This is a genomic window from Photobacterium damselae (genome assembly GCF_003026815.1).
Taxonomy (GTDB): domain Bacteria; phylum Pseudomonadota; class Gammaproteobacteria; order Enterobacterales; family Vibrionaceae; genus Photobacterium; species Photobacterium damselae.
Genome location: NZ_PYOG01000009.1, coordinates 50,933 through 72,901, shown reverse-complemented (window position 1 = coordinate 72,901; position 21,969 = coordinate 50,933). Strand labels below are relative to the sequence as shown.

At 42.8% G+C, this 21,969-nt stretch carries 9 protein-coding genes; all 9 read right to left on the bottom strand.

All coding sequences use genetic code 11. From position 1 onward, the window contains the following. Positions 1 to 313 precede the first annotated feature (313 nt). Positions 314 to 484: a XapX domain-containing protein gene (locus CTN07_RS10490; RefSeq protein ID WP_036764382.1), complete on the bottom strand. Its 171-nt coding sequence runs from the start codon at positions 482 to 484 to the stop codon at positions 314 to 316. Positions 485 to 724: 240 nt separating this feature from the next. Beyond that, positions 725 to 2,053, bottom strand: a complete 1,329-nt coding sequence (locus CTN07_RS10485; RefSeq protein WP_036764383.1) for a NupC/NupG family nucleoside CNT transporter — start codon at positions 2,051 to 2,053, stop codon at positions 725 to 727. Positions 2,054 to 2,273: 220 nt separating this feature from the next. Then, entirely contained in the window at positions 2,274 to 3,068 is a 795-nt protein-coding gene (locus tag CTN07_RS10480) for a TatD family hydrolase (protein WP_036764384.1), read from the bottom strand. Positions 3,069 to 3,165: 97 nt separating this feature from the next. Continuing rightward, on the bottom strand, positions 3,166 to 5,244 hold the full coding sequence (gene glgX, locus CTN07_RS10475; RefSeq protein WP_005301087.1) for a glycogen debranching protein GlgX: 2,079 nt from the start codon (positions 5,242 to 5,244) through the stop codon (positions 3,166 to 3,168). 138 nt (positions 5,245 to 5,382) lie between these two features. Beyond that, complete coding sequence (locus CTN07_RS10470) at positions 5,383 to 7,305, bottom strand: bifunctional diguanylate cyclase/phosphodiesterase (RefSeq protein WP_005301089.1); 1,923 nt, start codon at positions 7,303 to 7,305, stop codon at positions 5,383 to 5,385. 55 nt (positions 7,306 to 7,360) lie between these two features. Further along, positions 7,361 to 8,767, bottom strand: coding sequence for a TolC family outer membrane protein (locus CTN07_RS10465; RefSeq protein WP_005301092.1), 1,407 nt, complete (start codon positions 8,765 to 8,767; stop codon positions 7,361 to 7,363). A gap of 25 nt (positions 8,768 to 8,792) precedes the next feature. Continuing rightward, on the bottom strand, positions 8,793 to 10,175 hold the full coding sequence (locus CTN07_RS10460; RefSeq protein WP_005301095.1) for an HlyD family type I secretion periplasmic adaptor subunit: 1,383 nt from the start codon (positions 10,173 to 10,175) through the stop codon (positions 8,793 to 8,795). Next, complete coding sequence (locus CTN07_RS10455; protein ID WP_005301099.1) at positions 10,172 to 12,349, bottom strand: type I secretion system permease/ATPase; 2,178 nt, start codon at positions 12,347 to 12,349, stop codon at positions 10,172 to 10,174. The genes CTN07_RS10460 and CTN07_RS10455 overlap by 4 nt, the downstream gene beginning before the upstream one ends. Before the next feature lie 62 nt (positions 12,350 to 12,411). Next, complete coding sequence (locus CTN07_RS10450; protein ID WP_005301102.1) at positions 12,412 to 21,708, bottom strand: Ig-like domain-containing protein; 9,297 nt, start codon at positions 21,706 to 21,708, stop codon at positions 12,412 to 12,414. Positions 21,709 to 21,969 lie beyond the last annotated feature (261 nt).

Sequence of the window (21,969 nt, the reverse complement as noted above, 5' to 3'; positions counted from 1 at the left end):
TTCGCTTTTCTACTATGCGCGTCTGCAGACAATGAACAGTCAATGCTAAATCTAGCATTTATGAGCGGACTTGTTCCCTGAAGACTTCGATTGTTATCGAACTGCTATCCTTAGCACCGCGCAAGGCTTTTTCACCTTGTCACCAATCGAACTCGCATTATTGCCAGCTCAAGTAATCGTTACTTTTTGGTGGAAGCTCATCATACCAAGGTCGGTAGCAAGCCTCCATTAAAGTTGTGTTTCCTGGGGTGGACAATGTGTTTCTCAACAGCGATAAAGAATTACCGGAGAAATCTTGCGTTTTTTCATCAAATTATGAGAAAAATCGCTCAGCAATCCAACCCCAACAAATGCCACCTAAATAAACCCCAACTATTCCCATTACCCCCGATAGTACAGGCGGTGCTGGTATAGGTAATTTAAGGGCTGAAAAGAAAATTCCAACGGCAAATCCGGCCACGGTAGCTACCATCACTTCATACATAACATGCTCTCTTTGTCGGCTCTGTTATCAATGAGTGTAGACCGAATTTATCGCTTCGTTGACCCGACTAATCCTAGCAGATCATATTGTCAGAAATTGGAACGCAATCGATTTTATGCAATCTGATGGGAAACAATTAAGGGTATGTTTACGGAATCTGTTGATCGAGTGGTAAGTAGCAAAAAAAACGCCACGGCTTTTACCCCGTGGCGTTTATTGCAATTGTTATATTGCTAAAGCTTACATAGATAGGCTAACAAACAGACCTGCGATTGTTGCAGACATTAGGTTAGATAGCGTACCTGCTGCGACAGCCTTCATACCAAAGCGTGCGATTTCTGCGCGACGAGTTGGTGCTAGACCACCTAGACCACCTAGTAGGATTGCAACCGAAGATAGGTTTGCGAAACCACATAGTGCGAAAGATACAATGGCCTGAGTTTTCGTACTCATTACCGCCTTTGTAGTTTCTACACATAGAGGTAATGTCTCTTTTACTACGTCAGCGGCAACCATTGTACACTGTTGTGCTGTTGTGCTGATGTAAGGGGCAAAGTTTAGGTATGCTACAAATTCGTTCACAACCACTTTCTGGCCGATGAAAGAACCGGCTACTAGCGATTCGTTCCAAGGAACACCGATTAGGAATGCTAGTGGTGAGAACACATAACCTAGGATAAGTTCTAGTGTTAGGTGTGGCATACCGAACCAACCACCAACACCACCAAGTAGACCGTTGATAAGTGCAATTAGACCAATGAATGCAAGAAGCATTGCACCTACGTTTAAAGCAAGTTGCATACCAGATGATGCACCCGCTGCCGCTGCGTCGATTACGTTAGCAGGTTTTTCGTCTGCATTGTCGTCATCGTCAGCTAGTTGCTCAACAGGCTGCTCAGTTTCAGGCTTGATGATTTTCGCAAATAGAAGACCACCAGGTGCTGCCATGAATGATGCTGCGATTAGGTATTCTAGAGGTACACCCATAGATGCGTAACCTGCTAGTACACCGCCCGCAACAGAAGCCAAACCACCACACATTACTGCAAACAGCTCAGATTGAGTCATTTTAGGTACGAACGGACGCACAACTAGAGGTGCTTCTGTTTGACCAACGAAGATGTTCGCTGTTGCAGACATAGATTCAGCGTGAGAAGTACCAAGAACTTTACGTAGACCACCACCAAGAACATTGATAACGATCTGCATAACACCTAGGTAGTAAAGTACGCTAATAAGTGCAGAGAAGAATACGATAACTGGTAGTACTCGTAGGGCGAAGACGAAACCGCCACCACCGAACACTTCAAACATTTTGTCTGAAGTTAGGCCACCAAATAGGAAGTTGATACCGTCGTTACCGTAAGCAATAACGTTAGCAACACCTTGTGACATACCGTATAGAACGTCACGACCAACAGGTACATAAAGAACGAATGCACCTAATAAGAATTGGATGGCAAAAGCACCACCAACAGTACGTAGATTAATAGCTTTACGGTTATCAGATAGAAGTACTGCGATTGCTAGCAGTACAACCATCCCAACCAGGCTCATAAACAGGCTCATAGTTTATGGCTTCCCTTTAGTTAAGTTTGGCGTCTCGACAATGTGACTCATCAAGTGAGTTCGGCGCATTATACTCATGCAACGCCGGATAAAATAATGCGAGCTTCACAGTTTGCAAGGAAAGGTGATGTAAGTTTAATCATACTTGTGAGGGCGATCACAAAGCGCAGTACAAGTTACGCAATCGTTTTACGCAAACGTTTTAATAGTGGGAGTAATATCACAGCTTAAGCTTAAAAAGTTCAGTTGAGGTTAAGCTTGTTATCCGTTCAATTTCTGCTCGGGATTCTCCTCTCAACGCCGTTAATACATCGACGATATCAACCAATCGGTCAGGACGGTTCGGCTCACCTTGATAACCACAAACAGGCATATCTGGCGCATCGGTCTCAAGCATTAAAACATTAAGCGGTAGTTGAGAAATAGTATGGCGCGTTTTCTTCGCCCGAGGGTAAGTAATTGTTCCGCCAACACCAATTTTGATACCTAGCTCGATAATCTGTTGCGCTTGCTGCACACTACCACTAAAAGCATGGAACACACCTCCCGCTTTCAGCTGATTATGTTTAATCAATTGAATTAACTCAGGAAATGCCTTTCTACAATGGAGGATAACAGGAAGATTAAACTCATTAGCAAGCTGTAATTGACCTTCAAGCAGGGCAATTTGTTGCTGTTTGACGGCGAGGGTTTGTCCTCCCTCTATCGCAAAATCCAGTCCGCATTCACCAATAGCAACACACTTTCGCCCAATATTAATATCGGTTTCGATGTGCACTTTTAACAGCTCTAATGCAGCAAGATCATGTTGGTGATTAAAAAAGGGATGCAGTCCCAAACCGTAATAGAGTTCAGGATATTCACTACAAAGTTTGGCCACTAACGACCAATTATTCAAACCAACAGAGGGAATGACGATAGCGCCAACCCCCGCTTGTTTGGCTTGTTCTAAATATGAATTGGGCGCTTGAATAAAGGGCTCAAAATCAAAATGGCAATGACTGTCAATTAGCATAGTAAAACCGATCAATTTAGTGCGTTCAATCGCACTTTTCCGCCGCTGTTGTTTCCATATTCTGTTGAAATTGTGCGGCAGTGCGATCGCGCTTTTTTTACTGTTTTTTTTCCACCATAACAATCATAGAACGTCCACTCGCAATAATATTATCATCTTGATATTTAGGCGCTTTTTCCATTCTATAAATATCATTAGGCGGCTCCAGGCCTGTATTAACCAAAATATACCAATCACTGTGATCTCGTTTTGGTAAAGTAAAGTTTAACGGGTCCCAATACGCATTACAGATAACATAAAGCTCATCTTGTGTCAGTGGATGATGAACCGTTAATGCAACCGAATGAGAGCGCTCAGACCAATCAGGTTGATTTGGCTTCACACCATGCCACTCAATCCCAACATTACCGAGCACTTCTTCTAATGAACGATGCATATTCCACTCTATCGTTGGCTCTGCTCGTCGAATTTGCGCCAGTAACTGCACAAAGCGTAATAAGTCAGCATTTTTCTCAACCAACTGCCAATCAAACCAGCTGAGCTCGTTATTCTGACAGTACGCATTATTATTGCCCTGCTGCGTCCGTCGTACCTCATCCCCCATACAAAGCATTGGCGTACCAAGAGAGAGATACAGTGTCGTTAGGAAATTTTTGCATTGGCGGTGACGAATCGCTTCAATTTCGGCAACATCCGTTGGACCTTCGATACCATAGTTACACGAAATATTATGGTTATCACCATCACGATTATGCTCGCCGTTATCCCAATTGTGCTTGTCTTGATAACTGACCAAATCATTTAAGGTAAACCCATCGTGGGCACAGATAAAATTCACCGAACGATGTGGCGTATGATGCTGAGAGCTATAAATATCAGGAGAGCCTAAAATACGAGAAGAAAAACGGCTGACGGTATTGCGATCACCACGCCAAAATGCACGAACATCATCTCTAAACTTACCGTTCCACTCATTCCAGCGATCGCCAATAAATGAACCGACTTGATAAAGCCCTGCGGCATCCCACGCTTCGGCAATGATCTTAGTGCCACTTAACACAGGATCAGAATCAATTGACCACAACAATGGCGGCTCTTTCATCGGTTTACCATCGCTATCACGAGCTAACACTGACGCCAGATCAAAGCGGAAACCATCAACATGCATCTCTTTAACCCAGTAATGTAGCGCATCAATAATCATACGTCGCTGAACGCTGTAGTTTGCATTACAGGTATTGCCACAACCGCTGTAGTTCGCATATTGATGTGTTTTCGGATCAAGGAGGTAATAGCCATCATTTTGCAGTCCTTTAAAACAAAAAGTTGGACCGTTTTCATCCCCTTCTGCGGTGTGGTTAAACACCACATCTAAAATAACCTCAATTCCCGCTTTATGCAGCTCTCGGACCAAGGTTTTAAATTCATTGATCGCCGCTAATGGATCTTTGCTCGAACTGTATGGGCTATGCAAAGCAAAGAAATTAATCGGACTGTATCCCCAATAATTTTCTCTGCCCGCGGGAGCATCATGTAGATCAAAATGTTGGATCGGCATCAGCTCAACTGCGGTAATGCCGAGCTGTTTAAGATAGGAAATCTTATCGATGATACCAGCAAAAGTACCACGATGGCTTGGTGTAACATTAGAGGATGGGTGCTGAGTAAAACCACCGACATGCATCTCATAAATGATGGTATCGGTTAGTGAGTGGCGCGGAGAGTCTGTGTTTTGCCAATCAAAGTGGCTATGATCAACCACAATGCTTTTCATACAACAATCCATATTAGAATCAAAATCTCTAGCTCGCTCACGGGAGTAGTCATGATTCATACAAATAGCATGGCTGTAGGGATCCAGTAGTACCTTGTTTTTATTAAATCGCAATCCTATTTCAGGTTGCCACGGACCATCGACAGTAAAGGCATAAATTTGCCCATGAGTAATATTAGCGACAAACGTGAACCAATAATGTCCTCGCTTGTGGTAGATAGGATCTAACGTAAATGACTTAAAGGGAGTCGGCGCATCCGCACTTTCAAACAGATGCAACTCAACTTTTGTCGCATCTCTAGAATACAAGCTAAAGTTGACCCCTTTGGCTTTGATTGTTGCCCCAAGGGGATAGGGTTCACCAATTGCCGAGAAGATCCGTTTATATTGTTGAATGTCCATGCTTATACGCCTTAATTACGCAATTAATCTCTTAACTAAGGCGTATAATACAAAGTCTCAACTTAAGTAAGTGTGAATAAAAATTCTTGTTACTAAGATCACGAATGGTGCAAAGGTATTTCCCATTACGCCATGGAGTTAGGCTAAGTTTAATTCCACAGGTGGAGCGATAAAGCCCTGATATCTCCAAATAGGCAGCCCCTCTAGTAATGCAAGTTGCTCACTATATTGAATACCTGTAGCGATCACTTTAATATCCAATCCAGCCGCAATACTTGCCAACGCTCGTCCTAATTCATATTTACCAGATTCTGTCGAAACACCAGCAAAAGATTGGTCTAGTTTTACGTATTTAGGTCGTAATGATAGAAGATAATCCACACTGGTTAACTGACGCCCATAATGGTCGATTCCCCATGAAATATCTTTTTGATTAAATAACAGTGCTAAAGATAGACATGCTGATAAATCTTCCTCAATAGCCGACTCAGGAACTTCGAACGACAATTTGTCACTCATGGCACTTTCATTTAAAAAATGTGCTAGCCAGCTTTGAAATGATGAACTTCTAATACTATTTACCGTTAAGTTTATCGCTATCGTCGACCCACTATGCGCCAATAACGAAGCTTGCTCAATCATCTGTAAAATACATTGGTCAAGTCGCTCTCCCAAACCATACTCTTCCACATAAGGCATAAACGTCTTAGCCACCACTCGTTCATCTCCCAGCAGTAATTGGCAAAAGACTTCATTTTGTACCGTGGCTGTTGTCGCTATATTTTGAATAGGTTGAGACTTAAAAACCAGTGCACGATCAGTGATTGCTTGTTCTATCGATGTAGCCCAATTTAAAACGGCTAAACCATGATAATGGGTGACTGTATTATCTGCCCAATGTACTTTTTGATGGTGCTCTTGCGCATAATTAAGAGCTGAGAGTGTTTCCTGATATAAGCTATTTTTAGTACTAGCATCAGTCTTTGAACTTACACCAATAAAAAACTCACCATTGCTTATCTCAGATTGTTCTATCTCATTTTGAATATCTTGAACAATATACTGGATCTCTTGCTGCTGCTCTTTAACCGTATGTTCCGTTAAAATAATGGCTAATTGAGAACGATTGAGTTGTGCAAGAACGGTACTTTTTAAGCATCGCTTTTGCAGACTTTGGGCAAGTAAACGTAAACTATCTTGATAGACAACACTGCCATACTGTTCATGAATTTGCTCTAGCCACGCACAATCAATGATCGCTAAAGCGCCAGCAACAGGTTCATCAAGCCAAGAGTTCATACGATCATAAAAATACTCAGCATTTGCCAGCCCAGAACGTTTATCGATCTGTTTTTGTAATCGCAGTGACTGTATTTCCTGGTTAGACAGTTGAATATAGTTATTGAGTTGTTTAGCCATTAAATTGATAGCTTGGGTAATCCCATCAAGTTCAGGAAGAGCTCGCTCAACAGATACGTGAGACTTTTCATGTTTTGCCACTTGCTGAGTATGCTGCGTTAATACATCAAGCCGAGACATTAATCGCTGCCATCCCCAACTCATTATCAGTAATGCCGCAATAACAACGGAAATAAACGTGCAAGCAATCGCTAAAAAGTAGTACCACAGCTGTAAATAAGCCCATGATGGATTAATGCTCACAGTCAAAGAAGCCAATTCTAACCAACCTGCTTTTATCGTACGCTGCTGTTCTAAGTTCGACCATGCAATCCATTGTGTGAACCATGAAGGGACAGATGTTGATTCTTCTATCGCCTTTTGCCACTGATAAACCTGCCCATCAACCAAACTCGTTAAATGAATCTCAGCTAAATTGCGAGGCTGTTGCGGAGTAATAATCTGCTCAATAGATTGATTATCCCCCATCTCAAGCGGTGTTACTGTTGCAATAGAAATATTATGAATTGTATTAACCAACTCGGCCTGTAATTGGTTATTGACCAGTTCTTTCACTTCTTTTAGTTGAAAATAACCAGCAATGCTAAAAACAAAAACTAACAGCCCTAACAACATTAAAGAGCACTGTTTGTATAAGCTCATACCTTACCTAATATAAAAAAATAGCAGGAAACCGTTTGATCCCCTGCTCAATTATTTACTGACCTTGAACACCGCTTATATATTCTTGTTCACCATACCAAGTCTCTGGTGTGGTAATTTGCAGCGAAGACAACAGTTGTCCAGTCGCATTAAGTAATCGATATTGAGCTAACAATTCATCAAATTCTGCGCCAAGATAATCCTTTTTTGCTTCAAATAATTCATTTTCCGAATCCAATAAATCCAGTAATGAACGTTGACCTAATTTAAATTGCTGAGCATAAGATGATTGTGTCTCTTTTGAAGCGGCAACATGTTCTTGAATAAATGTTTTTTGTTCACCTAAATACTGGTATGCATTCCACGCTAATGTCGTACCATCAACAATACTACGATAGGTATTTTGTTGAATTCCTTTTGCTTCACCAATCTTATAAGCCGCCTCTCGCTCTCTAGCTGTATCCTTGCCGCCATTAAAGAGGTTATAGCGCATTTGAATACCTGCTTTTAGCTCTTGGCTATCACCATCATTAGGGCTACTACGATCATAAGATTCATTTGACCATAATCCACTAAGTTCCAAATCGATGTCAGGGTAATAGTTCGCTTGTGTCGCGTCTTTCTCAGACTCTGCCGCTTGAATATCACTGTAAGCGGCTTGTAGCACTGGATGATTATCCTTAGCTAAAGTGAGTGCTTGCTCTAATGTTTGTGGTAACGCAGCCCGATCAGCAGCAGGCTTGGTCATATTGATCGGAGCTTGTTTAGTAATTTTGGCATACTCACTTTTTGCATCTGCCAAATTATTTTGAGCGGCAACTAAATTAGATTTTGCTCGCGCTAGACGGCCTTTACTTTGTGATAAATCCGCCGTTGAACCCAACCCAGAACGAGTTTTCTCTTCAATTTGACCATATAAGGCTTGGTGCTTATTCACATTTTCCTGTGCCAGCGCCACAATTTGACTTGCTTCTAAATAATTTAGATAAACTTTAGCAACCTGCAATGCCATATCTTCAGCGGTTGCAAATAACTGCCATTGCGCAGCACTCGTTTCATGATCTAAACGATCAACATCATGGGTGGTAAAAAAGCCGTTAAATAAATTTTGACGCAGACTTAAACCTAGCTCACTACGATCTAATTCAATATCTCCCTTTTTAGCGGCTTTACTCACTGGGGTTTCATTTTTTTCTAAACCATAACCTGCCGTAAGATCTAAAGTCGGTAAATAACCAGACATCGCCTGATTAACCTGCTCTTCTCGGGCCTTAAATTGATTAAATGATTGTGTAATCACAGGGCTTGTTTCAATGGTATACGCAACTGTTTGTTCCAATGTTTGGCTATTAACAACAGGAGCAAATAATGCAGAACTCACCGCTAAAGCCAATAGTTGTTTAGCCGTCATTCGTCCTAATTTATGTTTTTTAATAGCTAAATCATGAACTCCATTTGTCATGAAATGATCTCCATATTCTTTTAAATTAATGCTCACGCAAAGCCATCTCTTTGGCTCTTAAGATTGGGTTTAGAATGTAATCAAGAACACTTCGCTTTCCTGTTATTACATCCACGCTGGTTAACATTCCGGGAATAATCGGCATCAATGTGCCGTCGGACCGGGCTAAACTTGATTCTTTTGTCCTAACTTTAATAAGGTAAAAACTGTTATCGTCTTTATCTTGTGTAGTATCAGCACTAATGGTTACTACTGTGCCATCTAGTCCACCATAGCGAGTAAAATCATAAGCGGTCACTTTCACTACTGCGGGTAACCCTGGGTGTAAAAATGCGATATCTTTTGGCGCAATCTTTACCTCAATAAGCAGTTGATCTTCACTTGGCACAATTTCCATAATGTCTTTGCCAGGTTGAACAACGCCCCCAAGAGTCATGATATTAATCATCTTAATCGTGCCATTCACAGGGGATGTAATAATGGCTTTGTCAACTTTGTCTTGAGCTCCAACTTGAGCCTCAGTTAAACGAGAAAGACGAGCACTAAGTTCATTTAATTGAGCCCGAGCTTCTTTGTTATAAGTTAAAACTGCTTCTCTTCGTTTTAAAATTGCTTCATCAAGTGCCGCTTTTACTTTAGGTTGCTGTAAATATAAGGTAGACAATTCGCCTTTAGTTTCATTAACTTGTCGCTGAAGCTGTAATAAATCCACTTCAGATACAATGCCTTTTCGAGCTAATGGCCGGGTCATGACTAACTCTTTATTAATCAAATGTAAGCTACTCTTTAAGGTTTTTATTTGAGAAACCAATCCATGACTTTCTTGCTGTTTCTGGACAATTTGTCGAGCTAAGATGGCAATTTGGTTATTCAGTTCATCTAAACGACCATGATATTCTGCCGTCTGTTGTTTAATGAGTTCGGGTTCATTTGCAACTAACGCCTTAGGAAAATCGAGCGGCGCTTTATTCACTCTAACTTGTTCCTTCCACCCTTTATTCGCATCCGCAATTTCAATACTTTGAATCTCTTGCTTTAAACGAAATATATTCGCTTGCAAGCTCTCTTCCTCTTCCACTTGCTGCGCAAGATCAGACCGAAAGCGAGTATCATCAATCCGAGCTAAAGGCTGTCCTTTTGTAACTTGCATACCTTCTGTGACAAACAACTCTTGTAAAATACCGCCGTCTAAGCTCTGAATCATTTGCACTTGAGAAGAAGGAATGACTTTGCCTTCACCACGAGTGACTTGATCCAATTGCGCCCAAGCAGCCCAAGAGATAAAACAAATCACCATAATAAAAAATAACCGAATGACCCAACGATGCTGCTTAGGGGAATCAAGCAACATCGCCTTATATAGATCATCAGTCATATCCAATTCATCGAGAGAGCTTGACTGTTTCATTGCTCACCTCCAACTAAGCCACGGCGTAATTTTTCTAGAACGGGTGCTTTTTCACCATCGAGTATGATTTGCCCCTTATCCAGAACCATAACCCGATCAACTAACGTCAATAGAGACATTTTATGCGTGATCATCACTAAGGTTTTATTGGGTAAAATACGCTGGATCGACTGAATAAATTGTTGTTCAGTAATGGCATCCATACTGGCGGTTGGCTCATCCATTAATAAAATGGGTGGATCGACCAAAATAGCACGAGCAAGAGCTACTGATTGACGCTGGCCTCTAGATAACGATAAACCACCTTCGCCAACCTGTTTATCCAACCCTTCACTGTCTTCAGTGCAAAATTGAGCGACACCAGAAAGCTGCACCGCTCGCAATAGTTGATGTTCCGTAACCTGACGATGTCCGAACATAATATTGTCACGAATGGTGCCATGAATAAGTGTGATATCTTGAGGCATGTAGCCTATATTTTTTCGTAGATCCGCAGGATGAATTTGACTCTCGTTGATCCCATCAAAACGCAATTGACCATCACTTGGTTGATATAATCCGGCTAACAGTTTTGCAAGAGAGGTTTTACCCGATCCATTTTTACCAAGAATGGCAATTTTCTCACCAGGCTTAATATTAAAATTACATGGGTAGAGCGTGCTGCGTTTTTGCTGCGGATAAATAAATTGAAGATTCTCGGCTTGAATGGCCCCTTTTAATCGGTGACGACTAATCAAATGAGCTTTGCCTGTAAACTCATCCTCTTGTTCCATTAAAAGATCCAGTTGAGTAAGTGCATTAGCCGTTTGATTTGAGCGCGTTAATAGATTAGCTAACTGCGCCATTGGTGATACAACTCGCCCAGATAACATCACTGCGGCGATAATTCCCCCCATAGAGATATCCAAAGTTGAAAGTCGATATACACCAAGAATTACCACCCCAACCGTTGTTAATTGCGTAATATACGTCGCAAAGAAAGCAACTGAGTTAGACAGTTTTTTAAGTTTTAACTGCCAATCTGCAGTATGAGCATTCATCTGCTGCCATGATCGCTGCATAATTCCTTCTGCAACGTTAGATTTGATGGCTTCCGCTGCAGTTAAACTCTCAATCAAATGCGCGTGTTTAATTGTGGAATATTTGTTAGCTTCAGTAACTGCAAACTTCAACTTAGGCTGAACCCATAAGCTATAACCAATAATCAAAATCCCGGCACAGAGCGGAATTAGGGCTAAGTCTCCAGCAACCAAATAGATAATGACAAGAAATAATGCGGCAAATGGTAAATCAACCAGAGTCGTTAAGGTGACAGAGGTTAACATATCTCGAATACTATCAAACTCACCGATCTGTTTAGCGGTAGCTCCAACAGATAAGCCTTTTTTTGCCAACGGAATCCCTAATACCTTGGCAAATAATTGTGATGAGACAATAATATCAATTTTCTTTCCCGCTAAATCGATTAAATAACTACGCATATGGCGGAGAATAAAATCAAATGTAAAAACTAATGCAACACCGCTCGCTAATACCCACAGCGATTCAAACGCTAAATTGGGTACTATTTTGTCATAAACATTCATCATAAATAGCGGTGATACTAAAACAAATATATTAATTAAAATTGAAGCTAATAGAGCATCACGATAAATAGGAGAAGCATCTTTAACTAAAGACCAAAGCCAATGTCCTTTTTGCTCAATAAAATTAACATCTATACTTTTGTCACCTCGATATTGTTGTTTAACTAAAAAAGCATACCCTGTATAAATATTATTAAGCTCTGAAATAGCTATCTCAGATTCCCCACCATTTTCAGGTAATTGAATAATAACTTTATCTTGATTTGGTATAATTTCGCGTAATATGCAAGCTTTCTTATTGTTTAATAACAAAATACAAGGTAAAACCAACGGCGATAATGTATCTAATGGCTTACGTAATAGCTTGGCTACTAGACCAATACGACTCGCCGCTTGAGAAAATAGCTCTGGCGTTAACTGTGCATTATTTAAGGGCAAACCGACAAGAAGTGCTTCACCTGAACATGGATTGCCATAGTGTTCGGATAATAAAACCAAACAATCTAACAAAGGATCTTCAGTAGTTTTTTCAGATGCAGGAATTGTCCATTGCTCTTGCTTTTTCTGTTGTTCTACTACAAATACCACTTAATTATCTCTAGCAATAAAAACAAAAATAGAGGGCAGAGTACCCACCCTCATTTTAATATTTATAAGTTGTCATCAATTACTGGATTTGGAATCACGGTCAATTCTTGAGAGCTATTGGAAGCCAAATCATTAAATATCAACTCATCTTCCTGATACGTTAGTAAACCATTTGTGATAATGCCTAAATTATCGCTAAGTTCATCTAGTGTGATATTTTCTAAAATAATCTCAGTCTCTTCAGCCTGATCATTAATAGTAATCACACTGTTATCATCTCTTTGTGAAAACGAAATATACTCATCAATCGTTTCTGTTGTGGCATGAGTTAATAGGAGTGATAGATCTAATTTATCATTCACAATATCAAAATCAGATAATATTTCTGGTTGTTCAGTCAAAACTCCAACACTATCTAACAATATATCCTCTTGTAATAAAGAAGATTGATAGTCATCTTGATTTTGCATCAAACCTAATAATGGATGTTCATCTTCTGACTCACTCAATAAACGCTCAGCTCTCTCCATTGATGACTCATCATCCTGTTGTTCAACAGAGAATAATGAACGTGAGCGGCCATTCATTGAAATACCGTCAGCATGAGTAATATTTTGATCTAAATTACTATTTTCCTGATTAACCACAGTGATTGTTGGCTTAATTTGATCAGCAAGTTCAGCATCAACAACCAACTTAAGATCAGAGAGCGAGACGGATGAATCTGAACTATTCCACAATCCGGTTAACGTAATACTTCCTTCTGCATCAGCAATACCTAATACCGTTTTACCATCACTCGCGTAGAGCACAGCCCCTTCAACCAATCCAGCTAATCGGATTTCAGTTATTGATTCACTGCCATCTAAGTCGGTCAGAGTGACATTAATATCCAAAGGATAGGTCATTATTGGTTGTTCTTTAACCCACTGCCCGTCTTCTTGATCCCAGTAATAGGTGCCATCAGCAAACTGAAGACGCTCGATGTCATAAAGCGCATCCTGCCCCTCTCCTGCAAATGGTGATTTCAAAGAGTAATCTTTATCCGTAACTTGAATAAAGATACTGCCACCTGGGCTCACTGTTGGATTGCTAATATGGTAATCATTAAAATTCCCAGCAAATACTGCGGTATCAATGCCTTCATTACCATATAGAGAATCATTACCTTGTTCCCCGATTAAAATATCATTACCAGAGCCACCATATAGAGTGTCATTAACCGTATTGGCTGGATTAACAGGTGAGCCATCAAGATTCACATCCACATCGTTATTGCCAAGAATGCCATCATCACCAATTAAAATGAGATCTTCTGTACTGAAATGCCCTGAGATAACATCATTACCACCGTTACCTTTAATTGCTGTTTTATCTTTAATCTGATAACTATCAGTATCTTCGGTTAAAGAATGAGCTTTATCCCCCACATTGATTAACGTATCTTCCCAACTAATGAAGTCTTTTCCATCTTGATAAATGGAGCCATTATGATAAACACCCTGGCCAATAATAAATTCGATATCAACTTTATCGGCTACAGCATTAACATGAATCACCGTTGAGTATTCAGGACTTTGCAATTCACCATCTGAAATAACAAAATCAAACTCCGCATAAATACTGCCGTTATTGCCAGTATCTTCACTCCCCTCCATGCCAGATGAATGATTGAGTTCAGGAACAAAGCGAACATCTCCATTATCAAACATAGCCTTTGTTAATAATGTTGAAGTCGTAATATTTTGCCATTGTCCATCAACTTGAATTTGTACCACACCATTAGCTGGTAACTTGGTGATATTAATGCTGAGTTCACTGTCTGGGGTATCAATGTCTTGAGCATTAAATAGCTCCCAGCTTAAAATTGCGGCAGTATCTTCATTGGTAGTGATCTCTATATTTTGTCCAGTTGGCGCTTCATTCACATTTTGCTCATTTAAAACAACATCGACAGTCGTTTGTTTTCCGCCATCTGACACTATAATTTGTAATTGATGCTCGTTATCACCTAATTCATAATCGTTTGCGGCGGCAAGTAACCCTTTTTCAGTTAAGGTTATTTCGCCTTTATCATTAATTTGGAACCAGCCATTATCATTACCTTGTGAGATCTCATAATTGAGAGCACTACTATCGATATCAGTGGCGGTTACTTTGCCAATAACCGTTCCTTCTGTACTATTTTCATCATAATTAAACTGATAACTGTCTTGATCAAATTCTGGTGCATCATTATCTGGCATCACTTTAATCGTGACGGTCGCCTCCGACGTCGCACCATGGTTATCGGTAATTTGATAATCAAAGCTCACATCGCCACTGTAGTTGGCGTTTGGAACAAAGGTTAAGGTGCCATCGGCTGCCACTCGGATTTGGCCGTTTTCAACCGTTATCTCTTGCTCCCCACCAGTTAATTCCACTCCGGCAATCTGAGTGATCTGTATGGTGCCATCCACATCGCTATCGTTGCTCAAGAGATCTAACGCTATCGCGTTATCTTCCTTCGTTGTCACTCGATCATCATGAGCTTGTGGTTCCTCGTTGGTACCAACGATCTCAACGGTGATGGTGTGCTCGGTGCCATCGATGGACTCCACCACAAAGTGGTCGGTGACCACCTCCCCTTCGGCCAATTCATCCAGAGCGCCGTTGGAGACAAAAGTCCACTCACCTTGACTGTTGATCGTAAACTGACCGTATTGACCCGATACCCCCTCTTGCGGCTTAAAGCTGTTGTCTGGGTTATCAACATCCGTTGCGGTTAAGGTGCCGCCTGTGGTTAGGACTTCGTTGGTTTCGATTAACGATTGATGATCGTCGCCGCCTATGACCGCCTCATCGTTAACAGGAGTGACATTAACAGTCACCGTAATGGTATCAGTGCCACCATTGCCGTCATCGACCACAACCGTGAAGCTGTCTTCACCATTAAAGTCGGTATTGGGTACATACTCCCATGAACCATCTGGGTTCACAGTTACGCTACCGTTTTCTGGATTGGCGCCCGGCTTGAAGGTGAGATTATCGCCATCAACATCGGTCGCTGTTAGCTGACCGGTTACTGCAGTCTCTTCTTGAGTTTCCGCACTAACATCCTCACCCACGGGTGCATCGTTAACAGGGGTCACATTAACGGTTACCGTAATGGTATCAGTGCCGCCGTTGCCATCATCAACCACGACCGTGAAGCTGTCTTCACCATTAAAATCGGGATTGGGTACATACTCCCATGAACCATCTGGGTTCACGGTAACTTGACCATTGGTAGGATCTGAACCCGGCTTAAAGGTCAAGTTATCACCGTCAACATCAGTCGCCGTTAGCTGACCGGTTACTGCAGTCTCTTCTTGAGTTTCCGCACTAACATCCTCACCCACTGGCGCATCGTTAACAGGGGCCACATTAACGGTTACCGTAATGGTATCAGTGCCGCCGTTACCGTCATCGACCACAACCGTGAAGCTATCTTCACCATTAAAGTCGGGATTTGGCACGTACTCCCATGAGCCATCAGCATTAATAGTTACACTGCCGTTTTCTGGATTGGTGCCCGGCTTAAAGGTTAAGTTATCGCCATCAGCATCAGTCGCCGTTAGCTGACCAGTGACTGCGGTATCTTCTTGAGTTTCAGCAGTGACATTTTCACCCACTGGCGCATCGTTAGCAGGAGTGACATTAACGGTTACCGTAATGGTATCAGTGCCGCCGTTACCGTCATCGACCACAACCGTGAAGCTATCTTCACCATTAAAGTCGGGATTTGGTACGTACTCCCATGAACCATCTGGGTTCACGGTAACTTGACCATTGGTAGGATCTGAACCTTGCTTGAAGGTGAGATTGTCACCATCAACATCGGTCGCTGTTAGCTGACCGGTTACTGCTGTCTCTTCTTGAGTTTCAACACTAATATCCTCCCCCTCTGGCGCATCGTTCACAGGAGTGACATTAACGGTTACCGTAATAGTATCGGTGCCGCCGTTACCGTCATCGACCACGACAGTAAAGCTGTCTTCACCATTAAAATCGGGATTTGGTACGTACTCCCATGAGCCATCTGGGTTCACGGTAACTTGACCATTGGTAGGATCTGAACCCGGCTTAAAGGTCAGGTTATCACCATCAACATCGGTCGCCGTTAGCTGCCCAGTAACTGCGGTATCTTCTTGAGTTTCAGTAGTGACATTCTCACCCACTGGCGCATCATTCACAGGGGTCACATTAACGGTTACCGTAATGGTATCAGTGCCGCCGTTACCATCATCAACCACGACAGTGAAGCTATCTTCACCATTAAAATCGGGATTAGGTACATACTCCCATGAACCATCTGGGTTCACGGTTACACTACCATTGGTAGGATCTGAACCCGGCTTAAAGGTCAGGTTATCACCATCAATATCAGTTGCCGTTAGCTGACCGGTTACTGCAGTCTCTTCTTGAGTTTCCGCACTAACATCCTCACCCACGGGTGCATCATTCACAGGAGTGACATTAACGGTTACCGTAATAGTATCAGTGCCACCATTACCATCATCGACCACAACCGTGAAGCTGTCTTCACCATTAAAATCAGTATTGGGTACGTACTCCCATGAACCGTCAGCATTAACTGTTACTTGGCCATTTTCTGGATTGGTACCCGGCTTAAAGGTTAAGTTATCACCGTCAACATCGGTCGCTGTTAGCTGCCCAGTTACCGCAGTCTCTTCTTGAGTTTCAGTAGTGACATTCTCACCCACTGGCGCATCATTCACAGGGATCACATTAACGGTTACCGTAATGGTATCGGTGCCACCGTTGCCGTCATCGACCACAACCGTGAAGCTGTCTTCACCATTAAAGTTGGGATTTGGCACATACTCCCATGAACCATCTGGGTTCACGGTTACGCTACCATTGGTAGGATCTGAACCCGGCTTAAAGGTCAGGTTATCACCATCAACATCGGTCGCCGTTAGCTGTCCGGTTACTGCAGTCTCCTCTTGAGTTTCCGCACTAACATCTTCACCCACGGGTGCATCGTTAACAGGAGTGACATTAACAGTCACCGTAATAGTATCAGTCCCACCATTACCATCATCAACCACGACAGTGAAGCTATCTTCACCATTAAAATCGGGATTAGGTACATACTCCCATGAACCATCTGGGTTCACGGTTACACTACCATTGGTAGGATCTGAACCCGGCTTAAAGGTCAGGTTATCACCATCAACATCAGTCGCGGTTAGCTGACCAGTTACAGCAGTCTCTTCTTGAGTTTCAGCAGTGACATCTTCACCCACTGGCGCATCGTTAGCAGGAGTGACATTAACCGTTACCGTAATGGTATCAGTGCCGCCGTTGCCATCATCGACCACAACCGTGAAGCTGTCTTCACCATTAAAGTCGGGATTTGGTACGTACTCCCATGAACCATCTGGGTTCACGGTTACGCTACCATTGGTAGGATCTGAACCTTGCTTGAAGGTGAGATTATCACCATCAACATCGGTCGCGGTTAGCTGACCGGTTACTGCAGTCTCTTCTTGAGTTTCAGCACTAACATCCTCACCCACGGGTGCATCGTTAATAGGGGTCACATTAACCGTTACTGTAATAGTATCAGTGCCACCATTGCCATCATCGACCACGACCGTGAAGCTATCTTCACCATTAAAGTCAGTATTAGGTACATACTCCCATGAACCATCTGGGTTCACAGTTACACTACCGTTTTCTGGATTGGTGCCCGGCTTAAAGATGAGATTATCACCGTCAACATCGGTCGCCGTTAGCTGACCGGTTACTGCAGTCTCTTCTTGAGTTTCCGCACTAACATTCTCACCCACGGGTGCATCGTTAACAGGGGTCACATTAACGGTTACCGTAATGGTATCAGTGCCTCCATTGCCATCATCGACCACAACCGTGAAGCTGTCTTCACCATTAAAGTCGGGATTAGGTACATACTCCCACGAGCCGTCAGCATTAATAGTTACACTACCGTTTTCTGGATTGGTGCCTGGCTTAAAGGTCAGGTTATCACCATCAACATCGGTCGCGGTTAGCTGACCGGTTACTGCAGTCTCTTCTTGAGTTTCCGCACTAACATCCTCACCCACTGGCGCATCGTTAACAGGAGTCACATTAACAGTCACCGTAATGGTATCGCTGCCACCATTGCCATCATCGACCACGACCGTGAAGCTGTCTTCACCATTAAAATCAGGATTTGGCACGTACTCCCATGAGCCATCAGAGTTCACGGTTACGCTACCATTGGTAGGATCTGAACCTGGCTTAAAGGTGAGATTATCGCCATCAACATCGGTCGCTGTTAGCTGACCGGTTACTGCAGTCTCTTCTTGAGTTTCAGTAGTGACATTCTCACCCACTGGCGCATCGTTAACAGGAGTGACATTAACGGTTACCGTAATGGTATCGGTGCCACCGTTACCGTCATCGACCACAACCGTGAAGCTATCTTCACCATTAAAGTCGGGATTTGGTACGTACTCCCATGAGCCATCAACATTAATAGTTACACTGCCGTTTTCTGGATTGGTTCCCGGCTTGAAGGTTAAGTTGTCGCCATCAGCATCGGTCGCGGTTAGCTGACCGGTTACTGCAGTCTCTTCTTGAGTTTCAGTGCTAACATCATCACCTATCGGTGCATCATTGGTTGGAGTGACATTAACAGTCACCGTAATGGTATCGCTGCCGCCGTTACCATCATCGACCACGACAGTGAAGCTGTCTTCACCATTAAAGTCGGGATTTGGTACGTACTCCCATGAACCATCTGGGTTCACGGTTACACTACCATTGGTAGGACCTGAACCCGGCTTAAAGGTTAAGTTATCGCCATCAGCATCAGTCGCCGTTAGCTGACCAGTGACTGCGGTATCTTCTTGAGTTTCAGCAGTGACATTTTCACCCACTGGCGCATCGTTAGCAGGAGTGACATTAACGGTTACCGTAATGGTATCAGTGCCGCCGTTACCGTCATCGACCACAACCGTGAAGCTATCTTCACCATTAAAGTCGGGATTTGGTACGTACTCCCATGAACCATCTGGGTTCACGGTAACTTGACCATTGGTAGGATCTGAACCTTGCTTGAAGGTGAGATTGTCACTATCAACATCGGTCGCTGTTAGCTGACCGGTTACTGCAGTCTCTTCTTGAGTTTCAGCAGTAACATCTTCACCCACTGGCGCATCGTTAATAGGGGTCACATTAACCGTTACCGTAATGGTATCAGTGCCGCCATTACCATCATCGACCACAACCGTGAAGCTATCTTCACCATTAAAGTCGGGATTTGGCACGTACTCCCATGAACCATCAGCATTAATAGTTACACTGCCGTTTTCTGGATTGGAGCCTGGCTTAAAGGTTAAGTTATCGCCATCAGCATCAGTCGCCGTTAGCTGGCCGGTTACTGCAGTCTCTTCTTGAGTTTCAGCAGTGACATCTTCACCCACTGGCGCATCGTTAGCAGGAGTGACATTAACCGTTACCGTAATGGTATCAGTGCCGCCGTTACCATCATCGACCACAACCGTGAAGCTATCTTCACCATTAAAGTCGGGATTTGGCACATACTCCCATGAACCATCTGGGTTCACGGTTACGCTACCATTGGTAGGATCTGAACCCGGCTTAAAGGTCAGGTTATCACCGTCAACATCAGTCGCGGTTAGCTGACCAGTGACTGCGGTATCTTCTTGAGTTTCCGCACTAACATCATCACCTATTGGCGCATCGTTAACAGGAGTGACATTAACCGTTACCGTAATGGTATCAGTGCCTCCATTGCCATCATCGACCATAACCGTGAAGCTGTCTTCACCATTAAAATCAGGATTTGGTACATACTCCCACGAGCCGTCAGCATTAATAGTTACACTACCGTTTTCAGGATTGGTGCCCGGCTTAAAGGTGAGATTATCGCCATCAACATCGGTCGCGGTTAGCTGACCAGTGACTGCGGTATCTTCTTGAGTTTCCGCACTAACATTCTCACCAACAGGCACATCGTTAACAGGGGTCACATTAACAGTTACCGTAATGGTATCAGTGCCTCCATTGCCATCATCGACCACGACAGTGAAGCTGTCTTCACCATGAAAATCGGTATTTGGCACGTACTCCCATGAGCCATCTGGGTTCACAGTTACGCTACCGTTTTCTGGATTGGTGCCCGACTTGAAGGTGAGATTATCGCCATCAACATCGGTCGCGGTTAGCTGACCGGTTACCGCTGTCTCTTCTTGAGTTTCCGCACTAACATCATCACCCTCAGGGGCATCGTTAACAGGGGTAACATTGACAGTTACCGTAATGGTATCAGTGCCTCCATTGCCATCATCGACCACAACCGTGAAGCTATCTTCACCATAAAAATCGGTATTAGGTACGTATTCCCATGAACCATCAGCATTAATAGTTACACTGCCGTTTTCTGGATTGGTTCCCGGCTTGAAGGTTAAGTTGTCGCCATCAGCATCAGTCGCGGTTAGCTGACCGGTTACTGCAGTCTCTTCTTGAGTTTCAACACTAACATCCTCACCTATCGGTGCATCGTTAACAGGGGTCACATTAACAGTTACCGTAATAGTATCGGTGCCGCCGTTACCGTCATCAACCACGACCGTGAAGCTGTCTTCACCATTAAAGTCAGGATTTGGCACATACTCCCATGAACCATCTGGGTTCACAGTAACTTGACCATTAGTAGGTTCGGAGCCATCTACAAGCTCAAACGTTAAATCATCACCATCAGCATCTGTCGCGGTTAATTGGCCATTAATTGAGGAATCTTCAGCAACCTCTACATTTAGGTCATCGCCAATAGGTTGACCATTAATATCGACAATAACAGGAGGCTTATTATCAGGAGGGGTTGGAGCACTAGGCTCAGTAGCTATAGGTGTTGATTCAAAGGAAGGAAAGACATCAAACGTATTACTTTGAGAAAGTTCTGTATCATAATGAGTTTGAGCTAAAGATTCTCGACCTTGACGCACAACCTCAACAAAACCAAACCCACCACCATTTACTATATTTCCAGCAGCAGGGGCTTCTGTAACAGTAGAAGGATCTTCACCAGAGAGAATGGCTTGATGAATACTTGCTATTTCACTATGAACGTCTGTTGTTTGTTGTTCTAAAGACTCAGAACTATTCCAGTATTCGCCATCTGGTGATACAAGCGTAATACTATTTGGAGCAGAAACAAAAACTTGAGATCCCGCAGGCAGCTCTTGGCCAGTAACTAAGACTACCCTTTGATCACCAACCGTTGCTTCAACGTGACCTTTAACGTTTTGAACTTTACCTGTCGTTGTTACAACAAACGATTTCATAGCAATACTCATCCTTGAACACTCAATCTGTCACATCATTGAAGCAATCCGATTGCAACTCGATGCATTTAATTGCAAATAATATCTTCTAATTTAATTAAGCGTCAAATTTTTAACGCAGCAAAATCACTTATAATCCAATTAGTTATAAAGCAAGATGAAATATTTGAACTCACTCGCATTAGTAGTAACTTTTACTCTCTAAAAATAGGAATCATGAAATATTCCTACTCTAGATTGAGTCTCACTTCAAAATCAGCG

Coding starts and splice junctions, on each gene's coding strand:
- CTN07_RS10450 (WP_005301102.1), bottom strand. CDS start 21,708: ATGAAATCGTTTGTTGTAACAACGACAGGTAAAGTTCAAAACGTTAAA.
- glgX (WP_005301087.1), bottom strand. CDS start 5,244: ATGGACATTCAACAATATAAACGGATCTTCTCGGCAATTGGTGAACCC.
- CTN07_RS10485 (WP_036764383.1), bottom strand. CDS start 2,053: ATGAGCCTGTTTATGAGCCTGGTTGGGATGGTTGTACTGCTAGCAATC.
- CTN07_RS10480 (WP_036764384.1), bottom strand. CDS start 3,068: ATGCTAATTGACAGTCATTGCCATTTTGATTTTGAGCCCTTTATTCAA.
- CTN07_RS10490 (WP_036764382.1), bottom strand. CDS start 484: ATGTATGAAGTGATGGTAGCTACCGTGGCCGGATTTGCCGTTGGAATT.
- CTN07_RS10460 (WP_005301095.1), bottom strand. CDS start 10,175: ATGAAACAGTCAAGCTCTCTCGATGAATTGGATATGACTGATGATCTA.
- CTN07_RS10470 (WP_005301089.1), bottom strand. CDS start 7,305: ATGAGCTTATACAAACAGTGCTCTTTAATGTTGTTAGGGCTGTTAGTT.
- CTN07_RS10465 (WP_005301092.1), bottom strand. CDS start 8,767: ATGACAAATGGAGTTCATGATTTAGCTATTAAAAAACATAAATTAGGA.